General features: G+C 69.8%; 24 protein-coding genes and 1 pseudogene. 11 read left to right on the top strand and 14 right to left on the bottom strand.

The window, feature by feature from the left end:
- Positions 1 to 41: 41 nt before the first annotated feature.
- On the bottom strand, positions 42 to 302 hold the full coding sequence (locus tag AB0I66_RS39905) for a hypothetical protein (RefSeq protein WP_363212979.1): 261 nt from the start codon (positions 300 to 302) through the stop codon (positions 42 to 44).
- Positions 303 to 444: 142 nt separating this feature from the next.
- Here AB0I66_RS39905 and AB0I66_RS39900 point away from each other — a divergent pair, with 142 nt between their 5' ends.
- From AB0I66_RS39900 to AB0I66_RS39890, 3 genes are all read left to right on the top strand, one after another.
- Positions 445 to 1,047, top strand: coding sequence for a hypothetical protein (locus AB0I66_RS39900; RefSeq protein ID WP_363212978.1), 603 nt, complete (start codon positions 445 to 447; stop codon positions 1,045 to 1,047).
- 100 nt (positions 1,048 to 1,147) lie between these two features.
- Positions 1,148 to 1,819, top strand: coding sequence for an AIM24 family protein (locus AB0I66_RS39895; protein ID WP_363212977.1), 672 nt, complete (start codon positions 1,148 to 1,150; stop codon positions 1,817 to 1,819).
- A 195-nt stretch (positions 1,820 to 2,014) separates the two neighbouring features.
- Positions 2,015 to 2,761, top strand: coding sequence for a class I SAM-dependent methyltransferase (locus AB0I66_RS39890; RefSeq protein WP_363212976.1), 747 nt, complete (start codon positions 2,015 to 2,017; stop codon positions 2,759 to 2,761).
- Between the two features lie 162 nt (positions 2,762 to 2,923).
- On the opposite strand, the gene AB0I66_RS39885 is transcribed toward AB0I66_RS39890, so the two are convergent.
- Complete coding sequence (locus AB0I66_RS39885) at positions 2,924 to 3,094, bottom strand: hydrophobic protein (protein WP_363212975.1); 171 nt, start codon at positions 3,092 to 3,094, stop codon at positions 2,924 to 2,926.
- 248 nt (positions 3,095 to 3,342) lie between these two features.
- Here AB0I66_RS39885 and AB0I66_RS39880 point away from each other — a divergent pair, with 248 nt between their 5' ends.
- On the top strand, positions 3,343 to 3,516 hold the full coding sequence (locus AB0I66_RS39880; protein WP_363212974.1) for a CsbD family protein: 174 nt from the start codon (positions 3,343 to 3,345) through the stop codon (positions 3,514 to 3,516).
- Positions 3,517 to 3,587: 71 nt separating this feature from the next.
- Here the strand turns inward: AB0I66_RS39880 and AB0I66_RS39875 are convergent, their stop codons facing one another.
- Together AB0I66_RS39875 and manD are read right to left on the bottom strand one after the other, a co-directional pair.
- Positions 3,588 to 6,020 (bottom strand): RICIN domain-containing protein, encoded by a 2,433-nt coding sequence (locus tag AB0I66_RS39875; RefSeq protein ID WP_363212973.1) that lies wholly within the window; start codon positions 6,018 to 6,020, stop codon positions 3,588 to 3,590.
- Between the two features lie 171 nt (positions 6,021 to 6,191).
- Positions 6,192 to 7,406 carry a D-mannonate dehydratase ManD gene (gene manD, locus AB0I66_RS39870; protein ID WP_363212972.1) on the bottom strand — a complete coding sequence of 405 codons (1,215 nt, stop codon included), beginning with the start codon at positions 7,404 to 7,406 and terminating at the stop codon, positions 6,192 to 6,194.
- 260 nt (positions 7,407 to 7,666) lie between these two features.
- Between manD and AB0I66_RS39865 the strand changes: the two genes are divergently transcribed.
- Entirely contained in the window at positions 7,667 to 8,092 is a 426-nt protein-coding gene (locus AB0I66_RS39865) for a peptidase inhibitor family I36 protein (RefSeq protein ID WP_363212971.1), read from the top strand.
- A gap of 19 nt (positions 8,093 to 8,111) precedes the next feature.
- On the opposite strand, the gene AB0I66_RS39860 is transcribed toward AB0I66_RS39865, so the two are convergent.
- Positions 8,112 to 8,660, bottom strand: coding sequence for an MSMEG_1061 family FMN-dependent PPOX-type flavoprotein (locus AB0I66_RS39860; protein ID WP_363213074.1), 549 nt, complete (start codon positions 8,658 to 8,660; stop codon positions 8,112 to 8,114).
- 191 nt (positions 8,661 to 8,851) lie between these two features.
- On the opposite strand from AB0I66_RS39860, the gene AB0I66_RS39855 reads away from it, so the two are divergent.
- The gene (locus AB0I66_RS39855; protein ID WP_363212970.1) at positions 8,852 to 10,036 is read left to right on the top strand and encodes a MalY/PatB family protein; all 1,185 of its coding nucleotides are present in this window, start codon (positions 8,852 to 8,854) and stop codon (positions 10,034 to 10,036) included.
- 313 nt (positions 10,037 to 10,349) lie between these two features.
- Positions 10,350 to 11,012, top strand: coding sequence for a hypothetical protein (locus tag AB0I66_RS39850; RefSeq protein ID WP_363212969.1), 663 nt, complete (start codon positions 10,350 to 10,352; stop codon positions 11,010 to 11,012).
- Between the two features lies 1 nt (position 11,013).
- Here AB0I66_RS39850 and AB0I66_RS39845 read toward each other — a convergent pair whose 3' ends face one another.
- The gene (locus tag AB0I66_RS39845) at positions 11,014 to 11,967 is read right to left on the bottom strand and encodes a TIGR01777 family oxidoreductase (RefSeq protein WP_363212968.1); all 954 of its coding nucleotides are present in this window, start codon (positions 11,965 to 11,967) and stop codon (positions 11,014 to 11,016) included.
- A 119-nt stretch (positions 11,968 to 12,086) separates the two neighbouring features.
- On the opposite strand from AB0I66_RS39845, the gene AB0I66_RS39840 reads away from it, so the two are divergent.
- A complete protein-coding gene (locus AB0I66_RS39840) occupies positions 12,087 to 13,253 on the top strand; it encodes a pentapeptide repeat-containing protein (protein WP_363212967.1) in 1,167 nt (388 codons plus the stop codon).
- A gap of 4 nt (positions 13,254 to 13,257) precedes the next feature.
- Here AB0I66_RS39840 and AB0I66_RS39835 read toward each other — a convergent pair.
- Positions 13,258 to 13,584 (bottom strand): annotated as a pseudogene (locus AB0I66_RS39835) (NUDIX domain-containing protein); the annotation flags it as partial.
- 128 nt (positions 13,585 to 13,712) lie between these two features.
- On the opposite strand from AB0I66_RS39835, the gene AB0I66_RS39830 reads away from it, so the two are divergent.
- On the top strand, positions 13,713 to 14,318 hold the full coding sequence (locus AB0I66_RS39830; protein WP_363213073.1) for a maleylpyruvate isomerase family mycothiol-dependent enzyme: 606 nt from the start codon (positions 13,713 to 13,715) through the stop codon (positions 14,316 to 14,318).
- Positions 14,319 to 14,346: 28 nt separating this feature from the next.
- On the opposite strand, the gene AB0I66_RS39825 is transcribed toward AB0I66_RS39830, so the two are convergent.
- From AB0I66_RS39825 to AB0I66_RS39805, 5 genes are all read right to left on the bottom strand, one after another.
- Positions 14,347 to 15,213, bottom strand: coding sequence for an LLM class flavin-dependent oxidoreductase (locus AB0I66_RS39825; protein ID WP_363212966.1), 867 nt, complete (start codon positions 15,211 to 15,213; stop codon positions 14,347 to 14,349).
- A gap of 59 nt (positions 15,214 to 15,272) precedes the next feature.
- Positions 15,273 to 15,905, bottom strand: coding sequence for a DUF6461 domain-containing protein (locus AB0I66_RS39820; RefSeq protein WP_363212965.1), 633 nt, complete (start codon positions 15,903 to 15,905; stop codon positions 15,273 to 15,275).
- A 29-nt stretch (positions 15,906 to 15,934) separates the two neighbouring features.
- Positions 15,935 to 16,780: an LLM class flavin-dependent oxidoreductase gene (locus AB0I66_RS39815; protein WP_363212964.1), complete on the bottom strand. Its 846-nt coding sequence runs from the start codon at positions 16,778 to 16,780 to the stop codon at positions 15,935 to 15,937.
- A gap of 224 nt (positions 16,781 to 17,004) precedes the next feature.
- Entirely contained in the window at positions 17,005 to 18,603 is a 1,599-nt protein-coding gene (locus tag AB0I66_RS39810; RefSeq protein WP_363212963.1) for an AbgT family transporter, read from the bottom strand.
- Positions 18,600 to 19,892, bottom strand: coding sequence for an amidohydrolase family protein (locus AB0I66_RS39805; protein ID WP_363212962.1), 1,293 nt, complete (start codon positions 19,890 to 19,892; stop codon positions 18,600 to 18,602). The genes AB0I66_RS39810 and AB0I66_RS39805 overlap by 4 nt, the downstream gene beginning before the upstream one ends.
- 92 nt (positions 19,893 to 19,984) lie before the next feature.
- On the opposite strand from AB0I66_RS39805, the gene AB0I66_RS39800 reads away from it, so the two are divergent.
- Positions 19,985 to 21,076 carry an AsnC family transcriptional regulator gene (locus AB0I66_RS39800; protein ID WP_363212961.1) on the top strand — a complete coding sequence of 364 codons (1,092 nt, stop codon included), beginning with the start codon at positions 19,985 to 19,987 and terminating at the stop codon, positions 21,074 to 21,076.
- Here the strand turns inward: AB0I66_RS39800 and AB0I66_RS39795 are convergent.
- Positions 21,057 to 21,581, bottom strand: a complete 525-nt coding sequence (locus AB0I66_RS39795) for an NUDIX domain-containing protein (protein ID WP_363212960.1) — start codon at positions 21,579 to 21,581, stop codon at positions 21,057 to 21,059. The genes AB0I66_RS39800 and AB0I66_RS39795 overlap by 20 nt on opposite strands.
- A 92-nt stretch (positions 21,582 to 21,673) precedes the next feature.
- Here AB0I66_RS39795 and AB0I66_RS39790 point away from each other — a divergent pair, with 92 nt between their 5' ends.
- Complete coding sequence (locus AB0I66_RS39790) at positions 21,674 to 23,515, top strand: alpha/beta fold hydrolase (protein ID WP_363212959.1); 1,842 nt, start codon at positions 21,674 to 21,676, stop codon at positions 23,513 to 23,515.
- A gap of 30 nt (positions 23,516 to 23,545) precedes the next feature.
- Here the strand turns inward: AB0I66_RS39790 and AB0I66_RS39785 are convergent, their stop codons facing one another.
- Entirely contained in the window at positions 23,546 to 24,484 is a 939-nt protein-coding gene (locus AB0I66_RS39785; protein WP_363212958.1) for a sigma-70 family RNA polymerase sigma factor, read from the bottom strand.
- Positions 24,485 to 24,486: the final 2 nt, after the last annotated feature.

Below are 24,486 nucleotides of genomic sequence, written 5' to 3'. Positions count from 1 at the left end.
TTACGGCCGCTTCCCCTTCAGGCAGTTTCAGATGGCCTACGTCAGCCTGCGGGCTCGTCCGGCACCGGCTCTTCCGCGTGGCTCTCCAGGGCCCGCGACTCGCCGCGCCTGGCGGTGCCCCCCTCATTCGTGTCGGGGACGTCATCCGTCTTGTCGCTGTCGCCGCCTTCGGCCTCGTCGGCCGCCTTGCCCACGTCCAGGTCCCAGGCGTCCGGCTCATCCGTCGCCTGCTGGTCGGGAGGATCCCGGGGTATGGGCGTGCTGCCGTCCTCGCCGGGGGAAGCCGGAATCCGATCGCTCACTGTGTCTCCTTCTTGCCCTTCGGGTCCTGGCCCAAGCAGGTACCCGCAGTCCGCGCGACCACACAACCCCGCTTGGAGCACCCGCAACCGGGTAACCGGGAGTCACTTGGACGCCTCCGCAGTGACACATGGTGGGAGAACCATGAGCGAGCACACAGAGGGTCAGGCGACAACGCGCGTGAGGCCGGAGACGGGCCCACCCGCGCTGCACTCTTCGCGCACCGCCCGTGCGCTGGCGCGGCACCGCGGCCGTTCCCTGCGGTGGCTGCTGATAGGCGTCGTCGCGACCGTCGTGTGCGTTCTCGCGGCCTGGATGGGCGCGACCCGAGGCATCGAGTGGATCGAAGGCGTGGGCAGCCGTCTGGCTGCCGCCGGTGTCGTGTGCATCGGGGTGGGTGCGGGTGGCCTCTACGCCAATGCCCGGATGCGGCAGTTCCTGAAGGCAGGCCCCTGGCTTTCCCGGCGCGCCCATCAGTTCCCGCCCCACCGCTGGAAGGGCGCCGGGGTCGTCCTGCGTGACCCGTCCGGTGAGTTGTGCGCGCTGCTCGTCCTCGCGACCCGGGACCGGGCCCGGCAAGCCGTCGGGGACCAGGACGGCTCGGTGTGGTGGTGCCCGGGTCCCGGGGGCCGTGGTGTCCTCGTCCGCCCCGATGGGGACGAACTGCTTTACGTCCGGCCACCGTTCACTTCCTGGGGCCGCCGAACCCGCATCGAGGACGCGAAGAAGGCCGGACTCGGCGCGTAACCACCCCGCGATCCACCATGGGCGGGCAACGAGCGGTGAGCACGGCCCGCTACCCAACTCCGCGCGCCTGAGGGCGACTTGACGGGGTACGGGAAAATGCATGCAGCGAAATCTCTTCGATCCCGAGAATCTCATCCAACCCGCGTCGGCCCCCGGGCTCACGCAGGACAACGCCATGACGGTGCGCTACGCCGTCAAGGGCGAGGCAAGAGCTCGGCAGGGGACGATGGTCGCCTGGCGGGGCGCGCTGGAGTTCGAGCGGCAGGGACAGGGCGTGGGCAACTTCCTCAAGCGCGCGGTGACCGGTGAGGGCCTGGCCCTGATGACGGTCAGCGGTGAGGGCGAGGCGTGGTTCGCTTCCGACGCGGCGCACTGTTTCCTCGTCGACGTGGACGAGAACCGCGGCCTCACGGTCAACGGCAAGAACATCCTGTGCTTCGATGCCTCGCTGAACTACGACATCACCACCGTCAAGGGCGCGGGAATGGCAGGCGGCGGCCTGTTCAACTGCACGTTCACCGGCACCGGCCGCCTGGCACTGACCAGTGCGGGCGTCCCACTGGTACTGCCTGTCACCCCGGACGCGCCCGTCTACGTGGACACCGACGCCGTCGTCGCCTGGAGTCCCCCGCTGCGCGCGTCGCTGCACCGTTCCCAGAGCGTCGGCTCGATGGTCAAGGGCGGCTCGGGCGAAGCCGTGCAGTTGAAACTGGAGGGGGAAGGCATCGCGGTGGTCAACCCCGGCGAACCCAAGCCGGCGCCGCAATCCTGATCAGGTTCGAACACAAGGAGGGGGCGCCTCAAGGGCGCCCCCTCCTTGTGCCCGGAGCCGGGGCGATGCCCGGATCTTCGTGGGTTCTGCCAGTACGGAGGTGCGCCGGGCCCCGTAGAGACTGCCCAACAAGGGTCGCGGCTTGCCCGGTCACGGGGGTTCGCGTCCGAGGGCATACCTACGGAGGGCAGCACCATGAGTGCGCAGCAGCAGTACGACGAGATCGGTGAGGCGTACGAGGGGTTCAAGGGCCTGCCGCTCGAGCAGTACGCCGTAGTGCCCAGCTTCCTGGCGATGGTCGGCGAGGTGCGGGGCAAGGCGGTTCTCGACCTGGCCTCCGGGACCGGCTTCTACAGTCGGGAGCTCAAGCGGCGCGGCGCCACCGACGTCCTCGGCATCGACATCTCCGGTGAAATGGTCGCCGTGGCACAGCAGTTGGAGGAGCGCCAGCCGCTGGGGGTGCGTTACGAGGTCGGCGACGTGGCCGAGCTGCGGCCGCCCGGCCGGCGCTTCGACATCGCGCTGGCCGTCCAGTTGCTCAACTACGCCTCGGACATCGCCACGACGGAACGCATGTGCCGCAACATCCACCGGAGCATGAAGCCGGGCGGCGAGCTGTTCCTGCTCAACCAGTCGCCCGACTTCCGCTTCGACGGGCCGGGTCCCGACAAGTACGGCTTCCGCACCGAACTCACCGGAGAGGTGGTGGAGACGGGGCGCCAGGTGCGGACCACGGCGCTGCTCGACCCTGAACCGGTCTCGTTCGTCGCCAACCTGCCGCGTCGCGAGGTCTACGAGAAGTGCCTGCAGGCGGCCGGCTTCAGTGACCTGGCCTGGGTGTCGCTGACGGTCACGGAAGCCGGTGTGCGTGAGTTCGGTGCGGACTACTGGGCGGACTTCCGCGCCAACCCTCCGCTGGAGATGCTGCGCTGCCGCGCCTGAGCCGCGTACGGAAAGGGCACCTCGACGCACAAGAGGGTGGGCCCGACCGTCCCAGGTCGGGCCCACCCTCAGGCACCTACGCCACCGCCCGTGGCGTCGTGCCGCTCTGTGCCGCAATCAGCCATGTGCCGGCATCAGGCATGTGCTGCCATCAGGCTCGCGTCACCATCGGTACCAGCGGCCCCTGCGGCCACCGCGTGCGGCGGGCTTGAGCACGAAGCCGAGCAGCCAGACCACCAGCACGATGACCGCGATCCACCACAGCGCCTTCAACGCGAAACCCGCGCCGAAGAGAAGCAGAGCCAGAAGAAGCACCAGAATCAGGGGAACCATTGTTATCAACCTCCAGCCACTCTGGTGCTCCCAGATCTTCTCCACAAACACATAAAAGTTGCGTTTTCCACACAAAATGAAGGGCACGCGCCCGCAGTGCGGAGTACCCCCTTCCGCCCCGGCCATGCACACAGCCGCGACACCGGACGGCCGCGAGATCCAATCGCGGTGATGATGTTTGACCGGCGGCTGAGCGGCCAGGCGAAGTGACAGCACATGATGTCGATGCCAAGGAGCGTGAGCGGAGCATGGCCACCAACGAGAAGGCCAAGGCAAAGTTCGAACAGGCAACCGGTGCCGCCGCGGCAGCCGCCGGACGCGCCACGGGCAACGAGAGCCTTGCCGCCAAGGGCCGCGCCCAGCAGATGAAGGGCGACGCGCGCCAGGCCAAGGAGAAGACCAAGGACATGGGCAAGCACTGACGCGCCCGCGCCAGAGATCGCCGTCGGGGCGGCCCCCACTCATGTGGGGGCCGCCCCGACGGCGTGCTGTGTCAGGTCAGCCGCCACAGGTGGTCGGCCGTGCCGTTGTCATCGAACTGCACGACCTGAGCACTGTTGGCCGTCGACATGCCGTCCACCCCCAGTACTTTGCCGCTGTGCCGGTTGCGGAGCAGGAACCAGCCCTCCCCCTGGTCCACCTTCTCCCAGCGCACATGTGGCTCTCCGCTGTCCGTGAACTGAACGGCTCTGGCCGAGTTGGCCGTTGAGGCCCCCTCGATGCCGAGCACCTTGCCGCTGTATCCGTTGCGCAGTGTGTACCGGTCCTCGCCGCGGTCGATGAGCTGCCACGCGTGGTCGCCGGTGCCGGAGTTGTCGAACTGGACCACGCGCCCGCCGTCGTCCAGGGACATGTTGTCGACCGCCAGGACCTTGCCGCTGTGCCGGTTCTCGATGCGGCGGTATGGCGGCTCAGGCGTCCAGGGGTTGCCGTCGGGAGCGGCCGTGGGGAATGAGGTGACGCGCAGGCGTGCCGCGCCCATCGGGATGAGCGTCACGTCTTCTTGGGTGCCGGTGGCGCAGGCCGGGCTTCGCTGGAGCGGCGCCACCACGTGCTCGTCGTCCGCGACCCACTCCGCCAGGCGCCGGGCGCGGGCACGGATACGTACCGGCACGCCCTCATGCGTGAACGGGTCGCCCTTCAAGCGTCCGGGGTCGGCGGTGAAGGAGAGGTCGTCCGCCGGATCGGGGTCGAGCGCGTAGTTCCAGGGGGTGGTCGCGTGCACCGCTTGGTGCGGGAAGTCGTCCGTGCCCGCGTACCGCTCGTACGATTCGCCGATGCGCAGGGAGTACGTCAGGGGGCCGTGGTCGACGCTGACCGCCCCGTTTCGCCAGGTGCGCACCGAGGTGCTCTGCGGAAGCCGCAGGGTGACGCGGTCTCCGTCGCGCCAGGTGCGCTCCACCTCGGCGAAGGCGGGCCCCTCCGCAGGTGCACGTAGTCGGCGGCCGTTGACGGCGAGTCGGGGGCCCTCGCACCAGCCGGGTATGCGCAGCCGCAGCGGGAAGCGCACCGGCTTGTCCAGGCTCAGGGTGAGGGCGACGGTCTCCTTGAAGGGGTAGTCGGTGTCCTCGGTGATCGTGACGGAGACGCCGTCGCCAACCTTAGCCGTGACCTCGCACGGGGCGTACATCGCCGCCGCCAGGCCGCGGTCCGGAGTGGCGAGCCACAGTTCCTCGGTGAAGTAGGGCCATCCCATGCCGTAGTTGTGCGGGCAGCAGCGGTACTGGTCGACGCCTGGCTGGAAGGCCTGCATCGCGAACCCGTTCTGGAACTGACCTTGCGTCTTGCGGGTGTTGTCGAGGTCGACGCTGTTGGCGCTGGTGACGTAGTGGATGCCCGATCCGGCGGGGTCGGTCGCCGCCGGCAGCATGTTGAAGGCCAGTTCCTCGCACAGGTCGGCCCACACCGGGTCACCGGTGATGCGGGTGAGGAGTTCGTGGCTGGCCATGAACTCGACGGTCCCGCAGGTCTCGAAGCCCTGGCGGGGGTCGCCGAAGCCGGGGCGCGCGTTCTCGTCTCCCGCGAAGCCGCCGCCGGGGAACTGCCCGTACGTCCCGATCGCCGTCGCGTAGTTGCGGTAGGCCGCCCGGGTGTGGGTCTCCTTGCCCGAGCGCAGCGCGTACTGGGCGGGCTCGCGGAAGCCCTGGGCCACATTGACGTTGTGCCAGTCGGCGATGCCGCCCGCCCAGTCCACGCCGTGGGTGTGCATCTTGTCGGCGAGGTCGAGCAGGAAGCTCTCCCGGGTGCGGTTGTAGAGCCAGAAGGCGACGTCGAGGCCGTCGCCCCAGCGTTTGGAGACCCAGCTGGAGTCGAAGGCGCCGGGCCCCTGGTCGTTCATGAAACGCATGAAGCGCAGCATGAACGGCTCGATCCGCTGATCTCCGGTGTACTCCTCGTGTGAGCGCAGCGCCTGGAGGAGCGGCAGGTAGGGCCAGAAGTCCGGGCCGCCGTTCAGCTGGGTGCGCAGCCTTCGCGGGCCGAAGAATCCGTCCGCTTCCTGGGTGGCGATGATCGCGTCGATCCACCGGCGGCTCTCCGCCAGGGCCGCGCGGTCCTGGGTGAGGGCGGCGAGGTCGACGTAACCGCGCAGCCAGTACGTCACTTCCTCCCATCCCGCCTTGTCCGGGTGCACCCAGCCGGAGTCGTCGAACGACAGGAAGTGGGAGACCTGGGCGTACCGCCCGAAGAGGCCGCCGAGCAGGAGGTCGAGCTGTCCGCGCAGCCAGCCGCGTGCGGTGACACTGCCCAGGGGCAGCTTCTGGAAGGCGGTGGGGGCCAGCGGTGCGACGTTCGGGCCGTACAGGCCGCCGCGCGCCGGGGCCGCCGCGTGTGCGGTGGGGCCGGTGACGGCGGTCATCGCGCCGGCCGCGCCAAGAGTGATCGCGCCGGAGCTGAGGAGGAAGTGGCGTCGGCCGAGCTGCGTCATGGATACCGTCCCGTCGTTGTCCGTGTCCGCTGGTGTCTGCTGCCGTTCCAGGTGCTTTACAACGTTGGAAAATTGAGGAGCGCGAGATCTCTATAACGTTGGAAACAGGGGCAGTTGGCATCTCAGCACCGTGGGGCGGCATTGTCCAGAGGGGAGGATGAGGTCAGCCCCTCACCAGTCGTGCACCGTTCCGTCCTGCAGCCGGTTGACCGGCAGATAGGCCGCCTCGTAGGGATGCGCGGCCGCCAGCTCCTCGTCCAGTTCCACACCGATGCCGGGGGCCTCCCCCGGGTGCAGATGGCCGTCCGTGAACGTGTAGGCGTGCCGGAAGACCTCGTCGGTGCGGCGGGTGTGGCCGGAGTACTCCTGGATTCCGAAGTTGTGCACCGCGAGGTCCAGGTGCAGGGCTGCCGCCATCCCCACCGGGGAGATGTCCTCGGGGCCGTGCACCGCGGTCTTGATCTGGTACTGCGCGGCGAAGTCGAAGAGCTTGCGCAGCGGCGTGACTCCGCCGAAGTGGGTGACCGCGGAACGCACGTAGTCGATCAACTGCTCGGTGATCAGAGTCTGGTAGTCGTAGACGGTGTTGAAGACCTCGCCGATGGCCAGCGGCGTCGAGGTGCGCCGCCGCACGAGACGCAGCGCCTCCTGATTCTCGGCCGGCGTGCAGTCCTCCAGCCAGAACGGCCGGTACGGCTCCAGGTCCTTGCCGAGCCGGGCCGCCTGAAGGGGGGTGAGCCGGTGGTGCGCGTCGTGCAGCAGCGGGAGCTCGGCGCCGAACTCCGCACGGACCGCCTCGAAGACGGTGGGCGTGTGACGCAGGTAGGCGTCGGTGTCCCAGTCCTCCACGAGGGGGCGGGCCTGCTGGTGCTGGACGGCTTCGCCGCCGTCGTCGGAGCTGTGCACGCCGTACACGGCCCGCAGGCCGGGGATGCCCGACTGGATGCGCACCGCGGGGTAGCCCTCGGCGAGCCTGGCCCTTACGGAGTCCAGGAGTTCGGGGATGTCGCGGCCGTTCGCGTGCCCGTAGGTACGGATGCGTTCGCGGCTCGCGCCGCCCAGCAACTGGTAGAGCGGCAGGCCCGCGGCCTTGGCCTTGATGTCCCACAGGGCGACGTCGACGGCGGCGATGGCGGCCATGGTGACGGGCCCGCGCCGCCAGTAGGCGCCGCGGTACAGGTACTGCCAGGTGTCCTCGATCCGGTGCGCGTCACGTCCGGTCAGCAGGGGCAGGACGTGGTCGTCGAGGTAGCTGACGACGGCGAGTTCACGGCCGTTGAGGGTGGCGTCGCCGAGTCCGGTGATGCCCTCGTCGGTTGTCAGCTTCAGGGTGACGAAGTTGCGGTCCGGACTTGTGACGATGACTTTCGCGTCAACGATCTTCATGTGCGGGCTCTTTCCGGCGGGGTGGGAGTGACGTGTTCGTCCCTGTGGGGCCTGACGAGGTGGATAGCATCGCGCCTTGGGGATGCTCAAGGTCGATCGCACCGTTCTCCAGGCGGATCCAACCGTTCTTGAGCCACTCGCGCACGAAAAGGTCAGCACTCGTGATCCGGGGTGACCACCCGGGACGGCAGCCCGCGCACCGGAGTTGCGGTGCCCGCACACTGCGGACCCGCGGGCTTGATGACGAAGGCGGTTTCGGTATGCGCAGGGCACATTCGATGAGGAACAAGCTCGCCGTGCTGCTCGTGACGGCGGCCGCGGCGGCCGCCACCGGGTTGCCGGTCTCGACGGCGCACGCGGCCGACGGCTACGACCGGTGTCCCGAGGGTTCCTACTGCATGTTCTCGGGCCTCGACGGAACCGGCGACATGATCACTCTCAGGGGCAGCGCCCCCGACCTCGCGGCGCTGGGCATGGACGACCGGGCCAAGTCGGACTGGAACCGCACGTCCTCGACCATCTACCTGTGGTCGGACGCGAACTACTCCGGCTGTACGGTCGTCACCTCTGCCGGCCCGACCGGCAAGGGCAACTTCTTCCCCGCCTACCGCGACATGCTGAGTTCGGTGCGCTTCGACGGTCCTGGCGGTCCCAGCTGCGGCACGCCGCCCGGCGAGGGCGGCTGAGCTCGGCCGGCGGTCACTCTCAGGACCGAGGAGTATCCCGCTGCCAAGACTCCGGCTGCCAGAGTCCCGCCCGCCGCAGCGACTGTGAGCAGTGCAGGTATATCTCGTCTATGTCGACGACGATCGCCAGCCGGGGCCGTTGGCCCTTGACGGTCATCGAGTCGAAGAACGGGGCGTCCGTCAGGATGCGGGCGCGGCCGTTGACGCGCAGGATGTCGCCGCTGCCCGGCACCAGGTGCAGCAGTCCCACGTGCGGGTTCCGCAGGATGTTGCGGAAGCTGTCGCCACGACGGTTGCCGGGCCGGTCGGGGAGGACGACGGTCCGTGCGTCGAGTGCCCGGACAAAACCCGGTGCGTCGCCTCGCGGGGACGTGTCGCAGTTTCCTTCCGCGTCCGACGTGGAGACGAGGCAGAACGGGGAACGGGCCAGGATCCCCAGGTCACCCTCGGTCAGTTCGCCGTGGACCTTGTCGATGACGATCGGGTGCGGCTCACCGAGCAGCTCGGTCAGCTCGTCTTCCGAGCCGAGCTCTTGCCAGGTGTACGGCGCCGTGGCGCTACCGCTCAGGGGCGGAACGGTTGCGGGTGTCGCGGCGTCGGGCACGGGGTTCCTCAAAGGTCGACGGGCAGACGGACGGACCGATGATCCAGCCAGTAAGGCGCACCTTACTTGAAGGCGAATCCGCAGCTGGAAGCGGGACGACACCTGATCGCGTCCCAGCCGGCATGAATCCGCTCGGTCCTGCCTACTTTCTACGTATGGAGAATGTGTCGCGTGAACCCGTCGTGCCCGACGGCGCCAATCCACTGCGCCGACTCTCGCTGGAGCAGCTGCGGCGGCGTACGAGCATGAAGTGGCGGACTTATCCGGACGACGTGCTGCCGCTGTGGGTGGCCGAGATGGACGTCCCGCTGGCGGAGCCGGTCGCCGAGGCGATCATCGAGGCCGTGCGGCTCGGTGACACCGGTTATCCCGCCGGGACGGCCTACGCCGAGGCGCTGGCCGAGTTCGCCCTCAAGCGCTGGGCCTGGGACGGGCTCGCCGTAGAGCGTACGGCGATCGTGCCCGACGTGATGCTCGGTGTCGTCGAGATGCTCAAGCTGGTCTCCGCGCCCGGCGACCCCGTCATCGTCAACTCCCCCGTCTATCCGCCCTTCTACCAGTTCGTGGGCAACCTCGACCGGCCCGTCGTCGAGGCGCCGCTCGGCCCGGACCTGCGCGTCGACTTCGCCGTGCTGGAGGACGTGTTCCGGCGTGCGGCACGACGTGCTGCGCGGCCGGTGTATCTGCTGTGCAGCCCGCACAATCCGACCGGGACCGTGCACACCGCCGCCGAGTTGACGCGCATCGCGCGCCTGGCACGGGAGCACGGCGTACGCGTCGTGGTGGACGAGATCCATGCTCCGGTCGTGGCGGCCGGGGCGTCGTTCGTGCCCTTCCTGAGTGTGCCCGGAGCGGAGAACGGGCTGTCGCTCATGTCGGCGTCGAAGGCCTGGAACCTGGCCGGAATCAAGGCCGCCCTCGCCATCGCGGGACCCGAGTCCGCCGACGACCTCGCCCGCATGCCCGAAGAGGTCAGCCACGGACCCAGCCATCTGGGCATCATCGCCCACACGGCAGCCCTGCGCGACGGAGGTGACTGGCTCGACGCCCTGCTCGCGGGCCTCGACGAGAACCGCCGACTGCTGGCCGACCTGCTGACAGAACACCTGCCCTCCATTGCTTACACACCCGCGCAGGGCACCTTCCTTGCTTGGCTGGACTGCCGGGAGTTGGGCCTGGGCGATGACCCCGCCGAGGTATTCCTGCGGCGCGGCCGCGTCGCCCTGAATTCCGGCAACACCTTTGGAACCGGCGGTCAGGGCTTCGTCCGTCTCAACCTGGCGGCCTCACCTGAAGTGCTCACCGAGGCGGTCCGGCGGATGGGCTCGGCGGTCACCTGAGGCCCAGCGTCGCAGGTGGTGGAATTGCCAACTCCCGCATGGCACATAGGTGCATACCTTTCGACTCATCACCCACATTAATTTCGAACGCGGTATCGACTTGGGTGTGGGTGAGGGTCAGTTTTCCTTTGAGGTGTTTCGTCGGCAGACTCCAGAACGTAGCCTTCATGGCCCAACACATGAGTTACTGCAGTTGCAAGTTGGGCAGCCAACATTCAGGGGCACATTGGATGTGCCCCCCATCAGGAGTGCTCAGTCGTGAGCACGATCCACCATCCGCACGACCGCGTGCGCTCACGAAGAGGTCACTGACATGTCAGACGTTCAGCCGGAAACAGCCGGAGTTCAGGCCCAGTACGCCACCCGCGTGGCCGAGGATCTGGAGAGCAACCGCAAGGAACAGGAGCGCGTCGGGGCTGAGCTGGCAGCATTGCAGGCGCAGCTGCAGACGCTGGAGGACGACCACGCGGTGTTGCTGAGTATGCAGCAGGCGCTCGGCTCCTCCGGAGCGCCGACGGCCACCGCCAAGGCAGCGGCGAGCCGCGCGTCAACCGGCAAGAAGGCCGTACCCGCCCCACGGGCAAGTGCGAACAATTCCGGTGCGGCCCGAACGAAGAAGCCGGCGGCCGCCAAGGCCAAGAACACCGAGAAGGCCAAGGACAAGGCGGCCAAGAGCGCGCCCAAGGCCACCGCGAAGAAGCCCGCCGAAACGACGGGCGGGCCCACTCTGGTCGAGCTGATCGGCAACCACCTCAGCCGCCAGAAGGAACCGCGCTCCGCCGCCGAGATCACCGGCGCTCTGTCCAAGGAGCTCCCGGACCGCACCATCAAGACCACGGTGGTGCGCACCACCGTGGAGGGTCTGGTCGCCAAGGGCCGTGCCCAGCGCACCAAGCAGGGTTCCTCCGTCTTCTACACCGCGGTCGCCCCGGCGGACGCCGCGGCCGCACCCCAGCCGGAGGGCGCCGAGAGCTGAGTCAGCTACCGGCACGGACCCGCGCACGGCGACGTACGAGGTCGGTCGCCGCGTCCGGCCAAGCGGCGTGCTCGAAGACGAAGCCCTCTTCGAGCAGCCGGCCCGGGATCACTCGGCGGCTCTTGAGGAGCAGTTCCGTGTCCGTGCGGACCACGAAGGCGCCGATCTCCGCCATCCACTTGGTGGCGGGAAGTCCCACCCGGACGCCTGCCGCGGCCCGTAGCGCGCGCATGAACGCGCGGTGCGGGAGTGGGCCGGGCGCGGCCAGGTTCACCGGGCCCGTGATGTCTTCGCGGGCGATCAGGAACTCCACCGCGCGCACGAAGTCCTCGTCGTGAATCCAGGAGAGGTACTGGGCACCGCCCGCGACCGGCCCGCCCAGACCCAGCTTCGCCATCCGCAGCAGGACGTCGAAGACACCGCCCCGGTCGGGGCTCATCACCATGGCCGCGCGCAGAGCGACCTTGCGGGTGTGCGGGGTGTCGGCGTCCTGCTGGGCGCGCTCCCAGTTCTTGGCGATCCGGACGCTGTACTCCCAGTAGTCCGGGACGCCGGTCTCCGTACCGCCGATGACGCCGGTCGCCTCGTCGTGCGGGGCGTCGTAGCGGTGCGCGTAGATGGTGGCGGTGCTCATCTGGAGCCAGAGCGCAGGCGGCTTGGCCGATGCGGCGATGGCGGCGCCGACCACCTCGGCGGACCGCACCCGCGAGTCCATCATGGCGTGCAGATTGGCCTCGGTGTAGCGGCAGCTCACACTGCGCCCCGCCAGGTTGACCACCACATCACTGCCGTCGATCTCGGCGGTCCAGGAACCAAGTGTCCGGCCGTCCCAGCCGACGTGACGCGCACGCCCGGGATTCCTGGTCAGTACGACGACATCGTGCCCGGCGGCGGTCATCGCCCGCTCCAGGACAGCCCCGACCTGCCCGGTCCCTCCGGCCAGCACGACCTTCATCGGCTTCTCTCCCCCCTCGCTCGGTGAGCACTCCGCGAGCCCGAGCCTAGACCTGGCCCCAGCAGGCGCGGCGTGCGGGCCTTGATCGACTTTCACGGCGCGCATAGGCTCCCACGTCCATGGAGATGGGGGAGCCTGGCCGCGGTCGCAGGCCATGGCGCGAGCGGCCGTCCGGGCATCGTGCGATCGCGGCTTCACTGGCCACGGCAGCGGGACTGGCCGCTCTGGGCGCGCTGTTGATCTTCCTGCCGGGCGTGGTGGTCGACCACGACCTGGCCGGGGCGAGCGTGGCCGCGCAGGACCGCCTGAAAGCCGTGAACGACGTCCGTACGACCCTCCTGCAGGCCGTGGGCGGCATGGTCCTGCTGTTCGGCGCGTACGCCACCTGGCGGCAACTCCGCGTCAGCCAGGAGGGCTTGCGTGCCACCCAGGAGGGTCATGTCACCGACCGGTTCAGCACGGCCGTCGATCAGCTCGGCAGTGACAAGCTGCAAACACGCATCGGCGGACTCCACGCGCTGTGGCGGATCGCGGAGCACTCCGCCCGCGACCGGGAGGCCGTCATCTCCATCCAGGCCGCGTACTTGCGCACGCACCTGACCTGGCCACCCGCCGGACCGGAAGCTCCGCCGCCGGACGCGCCCATCAACGACGTGGCTCCGCTGGAGGTCCGCGCCGCCGACGCGCAGGTGGCGCTGACCGGGCTCGGCGTGTTGTTGCTGCAACCCCGGGAGCAGTCCTGGCTCAATCTCAGCGTCACGGACCTGCGCCGAGCCGACTGCGACGGGCTGTGGCTGCATGAGGTCAACCTCGACCGTTCCTGCATGGAGGCGGCAGGCCTGTACCACGCCAACCTGACGCAGGCGTCCCTCGTCGCGGTCAACCTGCGGCACGCCGACCTCACGACGGCGATCCTGCGCCGGACCCGCTGCGTGCTTGCCGACCTGCGAGGCGCACGCCTGGTCGAAACCGACCTGCGTGACGCGGACTTCACCGGAGCCGACCTGCGCGAGGCGAACCTGCGCAAGGCCGACGCGGGCCACGCCGTCTTCCATGGGGCGGACCTGCGGCTGGCCGACCTACGTGGCTCCGACCTGAGCACGGCCGACCTGCGACAGACACGGCTGACCGGTGCGATGTCCAGCGAACTCACGCGCTGGCCGGCCAATTTCGACCACGCTGCCGCAGGCGTGCTGGTTGCCGGGGACCCCGGGCCCGAGCCTCCTCCACTGCTCCAGCCCCCGGGGATCACCACGCAGCACCCACCCCTGCGGTCCATGCCGTGACCGCCTCCCCGTTCGGCTCGGGTCGGAGTTGCCCCGCGGTGATGCGCGCCTCGTAGAAGATGCCCAGGTTCTGGTGATCCGGCCCGCCGGGGACCCTGCGCTCGGCCGCGGGGATGATTCTTGAGTCCACGCCCAGCAGCCTGTCCACCACCGCCCGACAGCCGGTCTCCTCGGCGATCTCCCGGATGACCGCGTCGAACGGGTCCTCGCCGTGCTCGACCCGGCCGCCCGGAAGCGTCCACGTGGACTTACCGCCGGGAGATACGTGCCGGGCGAGCAGCACCCGTCCGTCCTCGACACACACCGCGTATGCCGCCAGCCTGAGACTCATTCCTGCCACCCTTCCCACCGGCCATGTCTCGACGCCGACCCCGATGAGTTCCTGCCGCGCCGCAGGTCTTGTCTTGGCAGACACTGGGATCGAGCAAAGGAACAGCCGTGAACGATGATGTCTGGTCGATGGTCCACGCGGAGCGTGCGGCGCTGGTCGAGGATCTCACCCACCTCGACGACAAGCAGTGGGCTCACCCCTCCCTGTGCGAGGGCTGGACCGTGCACGACGTGGTCGCCCACCTGATCGACACGGCTCGCACCACACGCCTGGGTTTCGTGGGCGGCATGATCCGTGCGCGTTTCGACTTCGACCGTCAGAACACACGCGGGGTGCAGCGGGAGCGCGGCGCCTCACCGCAGCAGACCTTGGAGCGCCTGCGTCAGGTGGCCACACGTACATCGGCCCCTCCGGCACCCTTGGACACCCGGCTCGTCGAGGAGGTCGTACACGGCGAGGACATTCGGCGCCCCCTGGGACTCACCCACACCTACTTGCCGGAGGCCGTCGTCAGATCACTCCGCCTGCAGGCTCGTACGTCGGCGTCCTTCGGCGGTGCCAAGGAGAAGGTGGCCGGGCTGCAACTGGCTCCTACCGACGCCGCCTTGACGATCGGCGAGGGCCCAAAGGTGCACGGAACCGCCCTCTCCCTGCTGCTGGCCATCTCCGGACGCAGGGAAGCGCTGGATGAGCTGAACGGTCCGGGAGCCGCCACGCTGCGGGCAGCCGCCTGACAGGTCCACCGGTCGACGGGCAGGGTCTCTACAGGACCGGCGGCCCCTGCTCGACGCGGCGCAGCACCGGCTCGAATCGGTCGAGGCCGTCGCTGGTCTGGATCTGCCGCTCGTCCCACCAGGTGACTCCCGCGTCGGCCAACGGGCCGATCAGGTCACGGGCCTTGGCCGCGTTCCCGCCCGGCGACGCACCGCCGAGGACGATGTCGAAGGGAGTGCCGGACCGGTCCTCGCGCTGCTTGCCCACATAGGCCACCAGATCCTGGACCTGGCTGATCGGCGGCACATGTCCGTGCTTGGCGTCGGTGAACAGCGGGACCGCGCCGTCCCAGCGGGCGGCCCTGCGCATGGGCGGACGGTTCGGCCAGAAACCGGCTACCCAGATCGGCGGCCGGGGGCGTTGCGCCGTGGCCGGCAGCAGGGTCACGTCGCGTGCCTGGTAGTGGCGTCCGTCGTGGTTCACCGGCTCGCCCGACCAGTAGCGCCGCAACAGGTCCAGGCCCTCGTCGAGGCGCTCGGCCAGCACCTTGGGGTCGGTGGTGTCCCCGAAGCTCGCGTACTCGTCCTCGACGGGGCCGCCGAGGCCCGCGCCGAAGGTGACCCGGCCGCCGCTCAGGACGTCCAGGGTCGCCACCTGGCGGGCCAACTGCTGCGGGCGCCGCCGCGCGACCGGAGTGACCAGCGTGCCCAGCCTGATCCGGGAGGTCGCCAGCGCGGCGGCGGTCAGCAGCATCCACGGGTCTCCGAAGGGCCTGCCCGCGTGCTTGCGATGCAGCACGTGATCCCAGACGAACAGCCCGTCCCACCCTGCTTGTTCCGCCGCCACGGCCAGCTTCGCCACGGTCCTGGGATCTGCGAAGTCACCGAAGTTCGGGATGTTCACCGAGAATCGCATCCCCGCATCCTGCTGCACGGCGGCATGACCGGCAACCGCGCGTGCGTCTCGTGGGCGCGTCAGGAGAAGGCGTCCGCGAAGGCGGCGGTGGGCAGCGGCGCGAGGGTGTCCTTCCAGGCGATGTGGATTCCCAGCTCGTCCTCCAGGAAGCCGAGGAAGGCTCTGTCGGCCGTCTCCTCACCGGTGTAGGTGAACCCGGGTATCTGCTCTTCCGTCTCGGCGGCCCCCGGGCCCGCCGCCTCCCGAGGTTCGTAGTCGCTCAGTACCCGCCCGTCGCGAGCATGGCCCACCCGCTGCATGCCTGCGCCGGAGCTGAAGACGGTGTACGCCCTCGTGCCGCGTGAGAGTTCTCCCAGGTGGTTTCGCGAGCGAGTGGTGAAGCTCTCGATGGCGTACGCCCAGCCGGGGACGGCCCCGGCCCGCACGATGGTCTCCGGGTGCGACAGGAACCCGGCCTCGGTCAGCCGGGCCACCAGGACTTCGTCCTCCCAGTCGAGGAACTCCAGATCGCTGAGATGACCGTCCTCCTGCCGCACCAGCAACTCTTCGACCGCCAGGTCGGTCAGCTCGTGGATGTGGTGGGGCTTCGCTCCGATCCGCACCAGCAGTTCTTGCGGCGTGATGTCCTGGCACAGGGTGAAGGTGTAGCTCCCGTTGTACCCGTTCGCTATCCAGCGCAGCCCGTTGCCCACGTCTTGTCCTTCCGGCGGTTGATGACCCGTCACACGAGCTCGGCGAGCCGGTCCACCTGGTCGGGGTCGAGGCCGTAGCAGTAGAGCATGACCTCATCGGCGCCCAGGTCGGCGAAGCGGGTGATTGCTTCGCGGATGTCGGGCGGGGTGGTGCACAGGCCGGCGACCATGCGGTCGGGCATGCCGGTGAAGGCGTAGTACGCGTGCATGTTCCTGCGGGCGTCCTCGATCACCTCGTCCGGGCCGAGCGCGACGTTGATCTGGGCGACGATGCGCGGTTCGCCCTCGCGGTCGTACTGCTTCCAGAACGTGCGGGCGGTGTCGAACAGGCCGCCTGCCCAGGCGGGCGGCGCGGCGGCCAGGAAGCCGTCGCCCCAGCGTGCGACGCGTTCGATCGCGGCGGGCTTGAAGCCGCCGAAGAGCACCTCGGGGCCGCCCGGCCTGGCGGGCGCGGGGCCGATCGGGCCGATGTCGGTGCCGTACGGTTCGCCGGACCACAGGCGGCGCATGACCGCCATCTGCTCGTCGAGGCGTCGGCCCCGCGTGTGGATGTCGATGCCGGTGACCTGATGGTCGTCGTCGCGGCCACCGACGCCGAGGCCGAGGACCAGCCGGCCGCCGGACATCTGGTCCAGGGTGGCGGCCTGCTTGGCGAGGAGGGCGGTGTCGCGCAGCGGGGCGAGCAGGACCTCGGTCTGGACGCGGATGCGCGAGGTGGCGCCGGCGAGGAGAGCGAGGGCGACCAAGGGCTCGGGGTTGTCGTAGACGAGCCGGTCGAGCAGGCCGAGGGTGCTGAAGGGGCCCGCGTCGGCGCGCTGGGCCCAGGTGAGCAAGTTGGCGGGGTCGCCGATGGGCAGACCGATACCGACGTTCATGAAGGAAGCCTCCGGAGGAAGGGTCGACAAAGAAACTGCCGCCTCCCCTGCACCTCAGTGAGGTGGGACGCTCCCGTCTGCGGCGTGCTTCTGGGGAACGTCTCGTCGAAGTGAGTTCACTCTAGGGTCCGGTGATGGGTGGGCCAAGCGAATTATGGAGACGAAGACGGGGACAGGGCCGGGCTCTCCATAATCCGCTTCGCGCGCCCCTTGCCGAGCGGGGCTCAGCGGTGGATGTCCGCGCCCGGGCCAAGTGGCAGGCCGAGGCCGTAGAAGAGGCCGAGGACCGCGAGCCAGGCGATCAGGAACGGGACCACGAACACCGAGAGCCTCGACAGGACCGTGCCCAGCTGCGCCCCGGGTTCGTAGCGGCGCAGGATGGTCAGCATCAGGAAGACGTACGGATTGAGCGGCGTGATCATCTGGGTCGCGGAGTCACCGATCCTGAACGCCGCCTGTGTGACGGCGGGTTCCATGCCGATGAGCATGAACGCGGGGACGAAGACCGGCGCGACCAGGGACCACAGGGCCGAGCCCGAGGTGACGAACAGGTTCAGGACGCAGACCAGGAGGACGAACAGGACCAGGCCCGTGAAGCCGGTCAGGCCCGCGGACTCCAGGAGGTTGGCGCCGTTGACCGCGAGCAGGGTTCCGACGTTGGACCAGTCGAAGACGCCGATGACCTGGGATATCACCAGGATCAGGACGATGTAGCCGGACATTCCGGTGATCGACTCGGCCATCATGCGGGGTACGTCGTCGGCACGCTTGAGTGTGCCGACGGTGCGGCCGTAGACGATGCCTGCCAGGACGAACGCGACGAACAGCAGCGGCACGATGCCGTCGAGGACCGGCGAGGGGACCAGTGCCCCGCCCTCGCCGCGCAGCGGGGAGCCCGGCAGCAGCCAGCAGGTGACCACGACTGCCACGTACAGCAGGACGGCGATGCCCGAGCGCAGCAGGCCGGTGCGCTGCCTGGCGGTGACGGTGACGGTGACGGCGGTGGATCCTGTGGTGGCCGCGCCCTCGCTCCCCTCGCTCTCCGTGTCTGCCTCCGGGTCCGGCTGCGGCAGCCGCGGCTCCAGGACGCGGGAGATCAGGAAGCCGCCGATCAGGGCGAGGATGCAGCTGGCCGCGGCGGTGTAGAAGTAGTTGATGAGGATGTGCGTGGGGGCGCTCTCGCCGCCCGGCACGACCGCGGCGGCCTGCTGCGTGATGCCGGTGTAGAGCGCGTCGAGCGCGCCGATGGAGAAGCCCGCCGCGTACCCCGCGCAGACGCAGGCGAAGCCGCCGATGAGGCCCGCGATCGGGTTGCGGCCCGCGTTCTTGAAGGCGAGGGCGGCGAGCGGCGGGATCACCAGGATCGCGACGTCGCTCATCAGGTGCGCCTGGCAGGAGACGAAGGCGACCAGGTAGGGCAGCAGCCGCCTGGGGGCTCGCGCGATGGAGGCGCGTACGGCGGTCTCGAGGAGGCCCGTCTTCTCGGCCACGCCGACCGCGGCCATCATCAGCAGGACGGTGCCCAGCGAGGGGAAGCCGGTGAAGTTGGGGATGAAGTTCTCCAGCAGCCAGCGCACGCCCTCGCCGCTGAACAGGCCCTTGACCGCAAGGGTCTTGTCCTCGCCAGGAACCGTGACGGTGGTGTCGGCGGCGGCGAGGACGGTCGAGACCGTGCCGATGATCAGGAACAGGCCGAGGAAGAGCAGCACCGGGTGCGGCAGCTTGTTGCCCGCGCGCTCGATGCCGTTCAGGACCTTGTCGAGCACGGAACGCTGCGGCGGTCCGCCCGCCGGAGTCTTGGTGGGGGTGGCCGAGGTGCTCATCCGGCGGCTCCTTGAGATGGGGCGCCGTCGGCCGCGGGCGCGGTCCGCGCCAGGCCGAGGGTGTCCTTGCGTACGGCGCCGCGCTGGGCGACGAGCACGATGCGGGCGGGGTCGGCGAGCACGGAGATGTCCGCGAGCGGATCGCCGTCACACATCACCAGGTCGCCGTGTTTGCCCGGTTCGAGGGTGCCGATCTCCGCGGAGAGGCCCAGGAGTTCGGCGGCGCCGCGGGTGCCCGCCTCGATGGCCCGTTCCGGTGTCATGCCCAGGGACACGAGATGGGAGAGCTCACGCAGGTTGCGGCCGTGCGGCACCATCGCGGCGTCGGTGCCCATCGCGATCCGTACGCCGTCGGCGATGGCCGCCGCGATGTTCTCCCGGGTGATGCCGGACCAGCGGACCTTCTTCTCGTAGTGGAAGGGCTCCATCGTCGACCGGTCGATGCCGTCGAAGACCGTCGAGAGCGTCGGCACCACGAACGTGCCGTTCTCCCTTGCCAGTTCACGCGCCTGCGCGGTGAGGCCGTAGCCGTGCTCGACGCTGCTCACGCCGCCGCGGATCGCGTTCATGATGCCCGCGGTGCCCTGGGCGTGGGCCGCCACGGGCCGGCCGCCGTGCCGGGCCACCTCGTCGACGACCGTGCGGATCTCCTCGACGGTCAGGCCCTCGTCGTCGGGCTGGTCGTAGGGGCTGCTCATGCCTCCGGTCGCACAGACCTTGATCACGTCGGCGCCGGAGCGGAGCAGTCGGCGCACCGCGACCCGTACCTCGTCCGGGGTGTCGGCGATCTCGCCCACCCCGGCGCTAAGATCGAAGCCGCACTCCGTGTGGAAGTCCGCGTGGCCGCCGGTGTGGCTGAGGATGCGGACCGCCGTGTGCAGCCGGGGGCCGGTGGTGAGGCCCGCGGCGACCGCGTCCCGGTAGCCGGCCGGCAGGCCGCCCAGGTCGCGGGCGGTGGTGATGCCCGCCTCCAGGGTGATGCGCAGCCGCTCGGCGGTACGGAAGGTCTCCAGGGTCTGGTCGCTCTCGTGGCGGCGGACCATCTGCCGGGGAGATTCGATGGCGAGGTGGACATGGGTGTCGATGAAGCCCGGCAGGACCGTGCGTCCTGCCGCGTCCACGGTGCGGGCCCGGGCGGGCGCCTCCGGTGCGGTGGCGGCGGGCCCTGCGTAAACGATCGTGCCGTCCTCGTCGATGTCGGTGACGGCGTCCGTGACGGGCGCCGCGCCGGTGCCGTCGACAAGGCGGGCTCGGATGATGCGCAAGGAGGAGAACTGTGCGTGGCTCATGGCCGACGATCCTCGGTATGAGGGATCACGACTATGTAAAATCGCCGGAATCGTTCACCACGATGTCTTCTACGCAGGATTCGGCACACCTCATGAACACGCGGGAGACGCGAACCACGCAGGACACCCAGGACCGGGACACCCAGGACCAGGGCGCCCAGGACAAGGGCCCCCGGGACACGCACGCCCTGGACGAACTCGACCTGGCCATCGTGCACGGCCTGCAGATGCAGCCCCGGGTGCCCTGGGTGCGGTTGGGCGAGGTCCTTGAGGTCGACGCGGTGACTGTCGCCCGCCGCTGGGAGCGCATGGTGCGTGCGGGCGTGGCCTGGGTCGACGGCTACCTCTCGCCCGGTCACGACGAGGGCGTCTACGCCCAGATCGAGATCGACATGGACGGGCGCCTGAGCGAGGACACCATCGGCCGGCTCGCCCGCGACCCGCAGGTGCTCAGCCTCAAGCAGACGTCGGGCGGGCGCGATCTGCTCGCGATCGTCGGTGCGGCCGACCTCGACGGGCTCGCCCGGCTCACCGGCGACCGGGTGTCGCAGCTCCCCGGCGTGCGCGCTGTACGCAGCCACGTCATCACCGCGGCCCCCTTTGAAGGAGCCTCCTGGCGGCTGCGCAGCCTCACCCGCCGGCAGCGCGCCGCCCTGACCGTGGACCGACCGGACATGCCCGACGAACCTCTGCGGCCCCTGGACCGCCAGATCGCGCTGGCGCTCGGCATCGACGGCCGCATGCCCCTGACGGAACTGGCCTCGGCCGTGGGCGCCTCCGCCGCCACCGTCCGGCGCCGGCTCCGCGTCCTGATCGGTACGGGGCGGCTCTCGCTGCGCTGCGCGCTGGCCAGGCCGCTGACCGGTTTCCCCGTCTCGGTCGTCTACTTCGGGTCGGTGCCCGCCCAGCATCTCGACGAGACGGTGAGCGCGCTGCGTACCCTGCCCGGCCTGCGCATGTGCAGCATCACCGCGGGAGCGCACAACCTGGTGCTCGACATCTGGCTGCCGACGCTGTCCGAGGTCCACACCACCGAGGCGCTGCTCAACAGCCGCCTGGCGCACCTGGATCTACGCATCACGGAGCGTGCCGTGGTGCTGCGCACGGTCAAACACGTGGGGCGGGTCCTTGACCGCAGAGGGCACAGCGTGGGGTCGGCGCCGCTCAACTACTGGGACGCGTAGGGGCGTTCGTCCCGCCGCGCCGGTATCGGCCGTAGCGTTCGTACGCCTCACGGGCGTCGGGGACGAACGCCTCATGGCGCACCAAGTCGGCCAGTTCGCGCTCCGTCATCCAGGCGTGCCAGGCGACCTCCGAGGGATCAGGTCGCACCACCTCCGTCACCACGACCTCGTGCAGGCCGAGCCAGTACGGGCTGATCACCCCCGCGCAGCGGAACTTGAGCACGAACCGCGGCTGTCCATGGACGCCGAGCTCTTCCGTGAGCTCCCGCGCGGCAGCCTCTTCGTAGGACTCCCCCACGTCCGCGGCCCCGCCCATCATCCAGTTGAACTGCCCCGGAAAGCGCGACATGTCGTCGGGGCGGCGGTGCACGAAGATCCGCCCGGCCGCGTCACGGCACACGATGGTCGCCACCCGGTGCAGCCACTTGTGCCGTATCGCCTCGGCCCTGTCCACGACGGCCAGCACTTCATCCTGCTCGTCGACACGTTCCACCCATTCACTCATGCCCCACACGATCGCAGGGCGAACAGCCGGGTGAGCGGGTCGAAGCATCTTGAGCCGCTTGCAAAATATGTAGACCGGTCTATTCTCACTCCATGAGGGAAACAGAGCACGGAGGCCGCGACACGCGGTTCGGCAACCGGCACGCACTGGTACTGGGCGCAAGCGGCTTCATCGGACGTCACTTGGTGCTCGCGCTGGGCCGCAGCGGGGTCAGGGTGAGCGCAGGCAGCCGGAGTGCGGAGTCCGCGTTACGACTGGCGAGATGGCTGACGGAGCACGGGCACGACCGGGCGCCGACCGACGTGAGGGTTGATTTCAACGCGGCGTCGCTGGTCACCGCGCGCGAGGGCGAGTCCGGCGAACTCACCGACGACATCACCGATGGCATCACCGAGATCTACAACTGCGCGGGCGCCTACCGGTTCGGGATGTCGGTGGACGAGGCCCGTCGCGCCAACGTGGACAGTGTCCGTGCGGTCGTCGCGTTCGCGGCGCGCCTGCCGAACCTGCGTCGCCTGGTTCAGGTCTCCGGCTACCGGGTGGGCGGGCAGCTTCCCGTCCTGTGGAACGAAGAGCAACGGCGGGAGAAGTACCGGGCGTTGGGAGCTTACGAAGCGTCCCGGGCCGAGGCGGACGCCGCATTCCAGGCCGATGCGGACCGGTTGGGTGTCCCCTGGAGCATCGTCAACCCGTCCAGCGTGATCGGGGACAGTGCCACCGGGGAGTCGGACCAGTACCTGGGGCTTGCCTCCAACCTGAAAGACATCTGGCACGGCTCACTGCCGGCGCTGCCGGGAAACGGGCAGACCTTCGTCCCCGTGGTCGCGGCGGACCACCTCGCCCAGTTCATGACGTTGCTCCCGACGGACGCGGATACCCAACGCGGCGCCTACTGGCCGCTGGCCGACGACACACCCGCCCTGCCCGACCTGCTCACGCTCATCGCGGAGCACTACGGCGTCAAGGCACCCCGCACACGCATCCCGGTGTCCCTGCTCAAGCGGCTGCCCCGACGGCTCACCCAGGCTGATCCGGAGACCCTGACCTTCCTGTCCGCCGACCGCTACCCGACCGGACCGGCTCGCGCATTCGCCGCCCGGCACGGACTCACCATGCCGGACACCGTCACGACGATCCACCGCTGGGCCGACCACCTGGCAGCCCACCGCTTCGGCGAAGCCCCGGCAAGCGACAGGCGGTTCACCGCACACGGCGGCGTACGGACCTTCGAACTCGGCGAGGCCGCAGCCCCCACGGTGGTGCTTCCCGGCCTGCCGGTCAACGCCGACACCTGGGCGCCGGTCGTCGCCTCGGTCGGGCCTGCCCGCGCCGTCGACCTGCCCGGCCTGGGGATGAGCGCGGGACGCCCGCACGACTGGCCGGCCTGGCTGAGCGCACTGGTGACGCAGACCGGCGCCCGGCACCTCGTGGGCCACTCCATCGGCGGCGCGGCAGCCGTGGAAGCCGCGATCGCCCACCCCGATACGGTGCATCAACTCACGCTCGTAGCACCGTTCTTCCTCCAGGCGCCCCCGCCCCGCCCCACCAAGTGGACACCCCTGACCCGCCTGCACCTGAGCCGGACGACCTCGCAGGCGTTGTCCAGGAGACTGACCGGCACCACGGACCAGGCGGCCGCGCTGCGATCCGCCGTCGCGGACCTGCGCCGCGGCTCCGTCGCGGCCGACACCGCCCGGCTGCTGGCCCGCACCTCGCACCCCCACTGGCGCGCGGACCTGCGGGCCAAGTTGCAGCGCTACCCCGGACGCGTCCACATCATCATCGGCTCCCACGATCCGCTCACACCCCAGGGCCAGGCTTTGGCGGCCGCTCTCCCGCGGGCCACCGTGACGGTGCTCGCCGGCGCGGGTCATCACCCCCAGCTGACGCACCCGGAGGAGGTGGCCCGGGTCATCTCCCAGGGCCCGCAGTGACCCTGATGACGGCCCTGGCGCTGTCCCCGGTCACCACGCGCTGATGACCGGCGCGCCCGGATCACGCTGCTGCCAGGCCTCGTTGAGGCGTGTCAGGCGGACCGCGGCGGCGATGCCGTGCAGGGAGGCGACCTTGCCGTCGCTGACTTCGCACGAGACGGCGCCCACGACCCGGCCCTCGATCACCGCCACGACGGCCGGGGAACCGTTGACCAGCGCGACATGCAGCGCGGGGGAACCGCCCGCCAGCCGTCGCTTCGCGGGCGTGGGCTTGAAGCCGGCCCCCACGTAGGAGGCGACGCGCTCGCGCGACTTGTACCGCAGCAGCCGCCTGGCCAGTCCGGCACCGTCCGAAACGGCGATCACGTCGGCGGTGAGCATCTCCACCAGCCGCTCGGTACGCCCCGACGCCGCCGCGAGAAGGAACTCCTCGACGATCCGGCGCGCGGACGCGGGGTCCACCTCGTCGCTGCCGCGGCGCTCGGCGGTGACCCGGCGCCGGGCCCGGTGGACATGCTGCTGGCTCGCGGATTCGGTGATGTCCAGGATCCCGGCGATCTCGGCGTGGGTGTACGAGAAGGCCTCACGCAGGACGTAGGCCGCCCGCTCGACCGGCGAAAGGCGCTCCATGAGGGTCAGCACGGCCAACGACACCGACTCGCGCTGCGCGAAGGTGTCCGCAGGGCCGAGCATCGGGTCGCCCTCCAGGAGCGGCTCGGGCAACCAGGCACCGGCCACCCGCTCGTGGCGCGCCTGCGCCGAGCGGAGCCGGTCCAGGCAGAGGTTGGTGACGACCTTGGTCAGCCACGCCTCCGGCACCCCGATCTGTTCACGGTCCGCCGCCTGCCAGCGCAGGAACGTGTCCTGTACGGCGTCCTCCGCGTCAGCGGCCGAACCGAGCAGACGGTACGCCAGCGAGGCCAGCCGCCCCCGGCTGGCCTCGAACCGATCGATGGCCGCGTTGTCCATGC

The organism is Streptomyces sp. NPDC050439 (genome assembly GCF_040655335.1).
In the GTDB taxonomy this organism is placed as follows: Bacteria; Actinomycetota; Actinomycetes; order Streptomycetales; family Streptomycetaceae; genus Streptomyces.
This window is presented reverse-complemented; position numbering and strand designations above follow the sequence as displayed.

What these genes read in the sequence shown, in the direction of transcription:
- AB0I66_RS39900 (WP_363212978.1), top strand. Translation starts at nt 445, where the DNA reads ATGAGCGAGCACACAGAGGGTCAGGCGACAACGCGCGTGAGGCCGGAG.
- AB0I66_RS39895 (WP_363212977.1), top strand. Translation starts at nt 1,148, where the DNA reads ATGCAGCGAAATCTCTTCGATCCCGAGAATCTCATCCAACCCGCGTCG.
- AB0I66_RS39890 (WP_363212976.1), top strand. Translation starts at nt 2,015, where the DNA reads ATGAGTGCGCAGCAGCAGTACGACGAGATCGGTGAGGCGTACGAGGGG.
- AB0I66_RS39885 (WP_363212975.1), bottom strand. Translation starts at nt 3,094, where the DNA reads ATGGTTCCCCTGATTCTGGTGCTTCTTCTGGCTCTGCTTCTCTTCGGC.
- AB0I66_RS39880 (WP_363212974.1), top strand. Translation starts at nt 3,343, where the DNA reads ATGGCCACCAACGAGAAGGCCAAGGCAAAGTTCGAACAGGCAACCGGT.
- AB0I66_RS39875 (WP_363212973.1), bottom strand. Translation starts at nt 6,020, where the DNA reads ATGACGCAGCTCGGCCGACGCCACTTCCTCCTCAGCTCCGGCGCGATC.
- manD (WP_363212972.1), bottom strand. Translation starts at nt 7,406, where the DNA reads ATGAAGATCGTTGACGCGAAAGTCATCGTCACAAGTCCGGACCGCAAC.
- AB0I66_RS39865 (WP_363212971.1), top strand. Translation starts at nt 7,667, where the DNA reads ATGCGCAGGGCACATTCGATGAGGAACAAGCTCGCCGTGCTGCTCGTG.
- AB0I66_RS39855 (WP_363212970.1), top strand. Translation starts at nt 8,852, where the DNA reads ATGGAGAATGTGTCGCGTGAACCCGTCGTGCCCGACGGCGCCAATCCA.
- AB0I66_RS39850 (WP_363212969.1), top strand. Translation starts at nt 10,350, where the DNA reads ATGTCAGACGTTCAGCCGGAAACAGCCGGAGTTCAGGCCCAGTACGCC.
- AB0I66_RS39845 (WP_363212968.1), bottom strand. Translation starts at nt 11,967, where the DNA reads ATGAAGGTCGTGCTGGCCGGAGGGACCGGGCAGGTCGGGGCTGTCCTG.
- AB0I66_RS39840 (WP_363212967.1), top strand. Translation starts at nt 12,087, where the DNA reads ATGGAGATGGGGGAGCCTGGCCGCGGTCGCAGGCCATGGCGCGAGCGG.
- AB0I66_RS39830 (WP_363213073.1), top strand. Translation starts at nt 13,713, where the DNA reads ATGGTCCACGCGGAGCGTGCGGCGCTGGTCGAGGATCTCACCCACCTC.
- AB0I66_RS39825 (WP_363212966.1), bottom strand. Translation starts at nt 15,213, where the DNA reads ATGCGATTCTCGGTGAACATCCCGAACTTCGGTGACTTCGCAGATCCC.
- AB0I66_RS39815 (WP_363212964.1), bottom strand. Translation starts at nt 16,780, where the DNA reads ATGAACGTCGGTATCGGTCTGCCCATCGGCGACCCCGCCAACTTGCTC.
- AB0I66_RS39810 (WP_363212963.1), bottom strand. Translation starts at nt 18,603, where the DNA reads ATGAGCACCTCGGCCACCCCCACCAAGACTCCGGCGGGCGGACCGCCG.
- AB0I66_RS39805 (WP_363212962.1), bottom strand. Translation starts at nt 19,892, where the DNA reads ATGAGCCACGCACAGTTCTCCTCCTTGCGCATCATCCGAGCCCGCCTT.
- AB0I66_RS39800 (WP_363212961.1), top strand. Translation starts at nt 19,985, where the DNA reads ATGAACACGCGGGAGACGCGAACCACGCAGGACACCCAGGACCGGGAC.
- AB0I66_RS39795 (WP_363212960.1), bottom strand. Translation starts at nt 21,581, where the DNA reads ATGAGTGAATGGGTGGAACGTGTCGACGAGCAGGATGAAGTGCTGGCC.
- AB0I66_RS39790 (WP_363212959.1), top strand. Translation starts at nt 21,674, where the DNA reads ATGAGGGAAACAGAGCACGGAGGCCGCGACACGCGGTTCGGCAACCGG.
- AB0I66_RS39785 (WP_363212958.1), bottom strand. Translation starts at nt 24,484, where the DNA reads ATGGACAACGCGGCCATCGATCGGTTCGAGGCCAGCCGGGGGCGGCTG.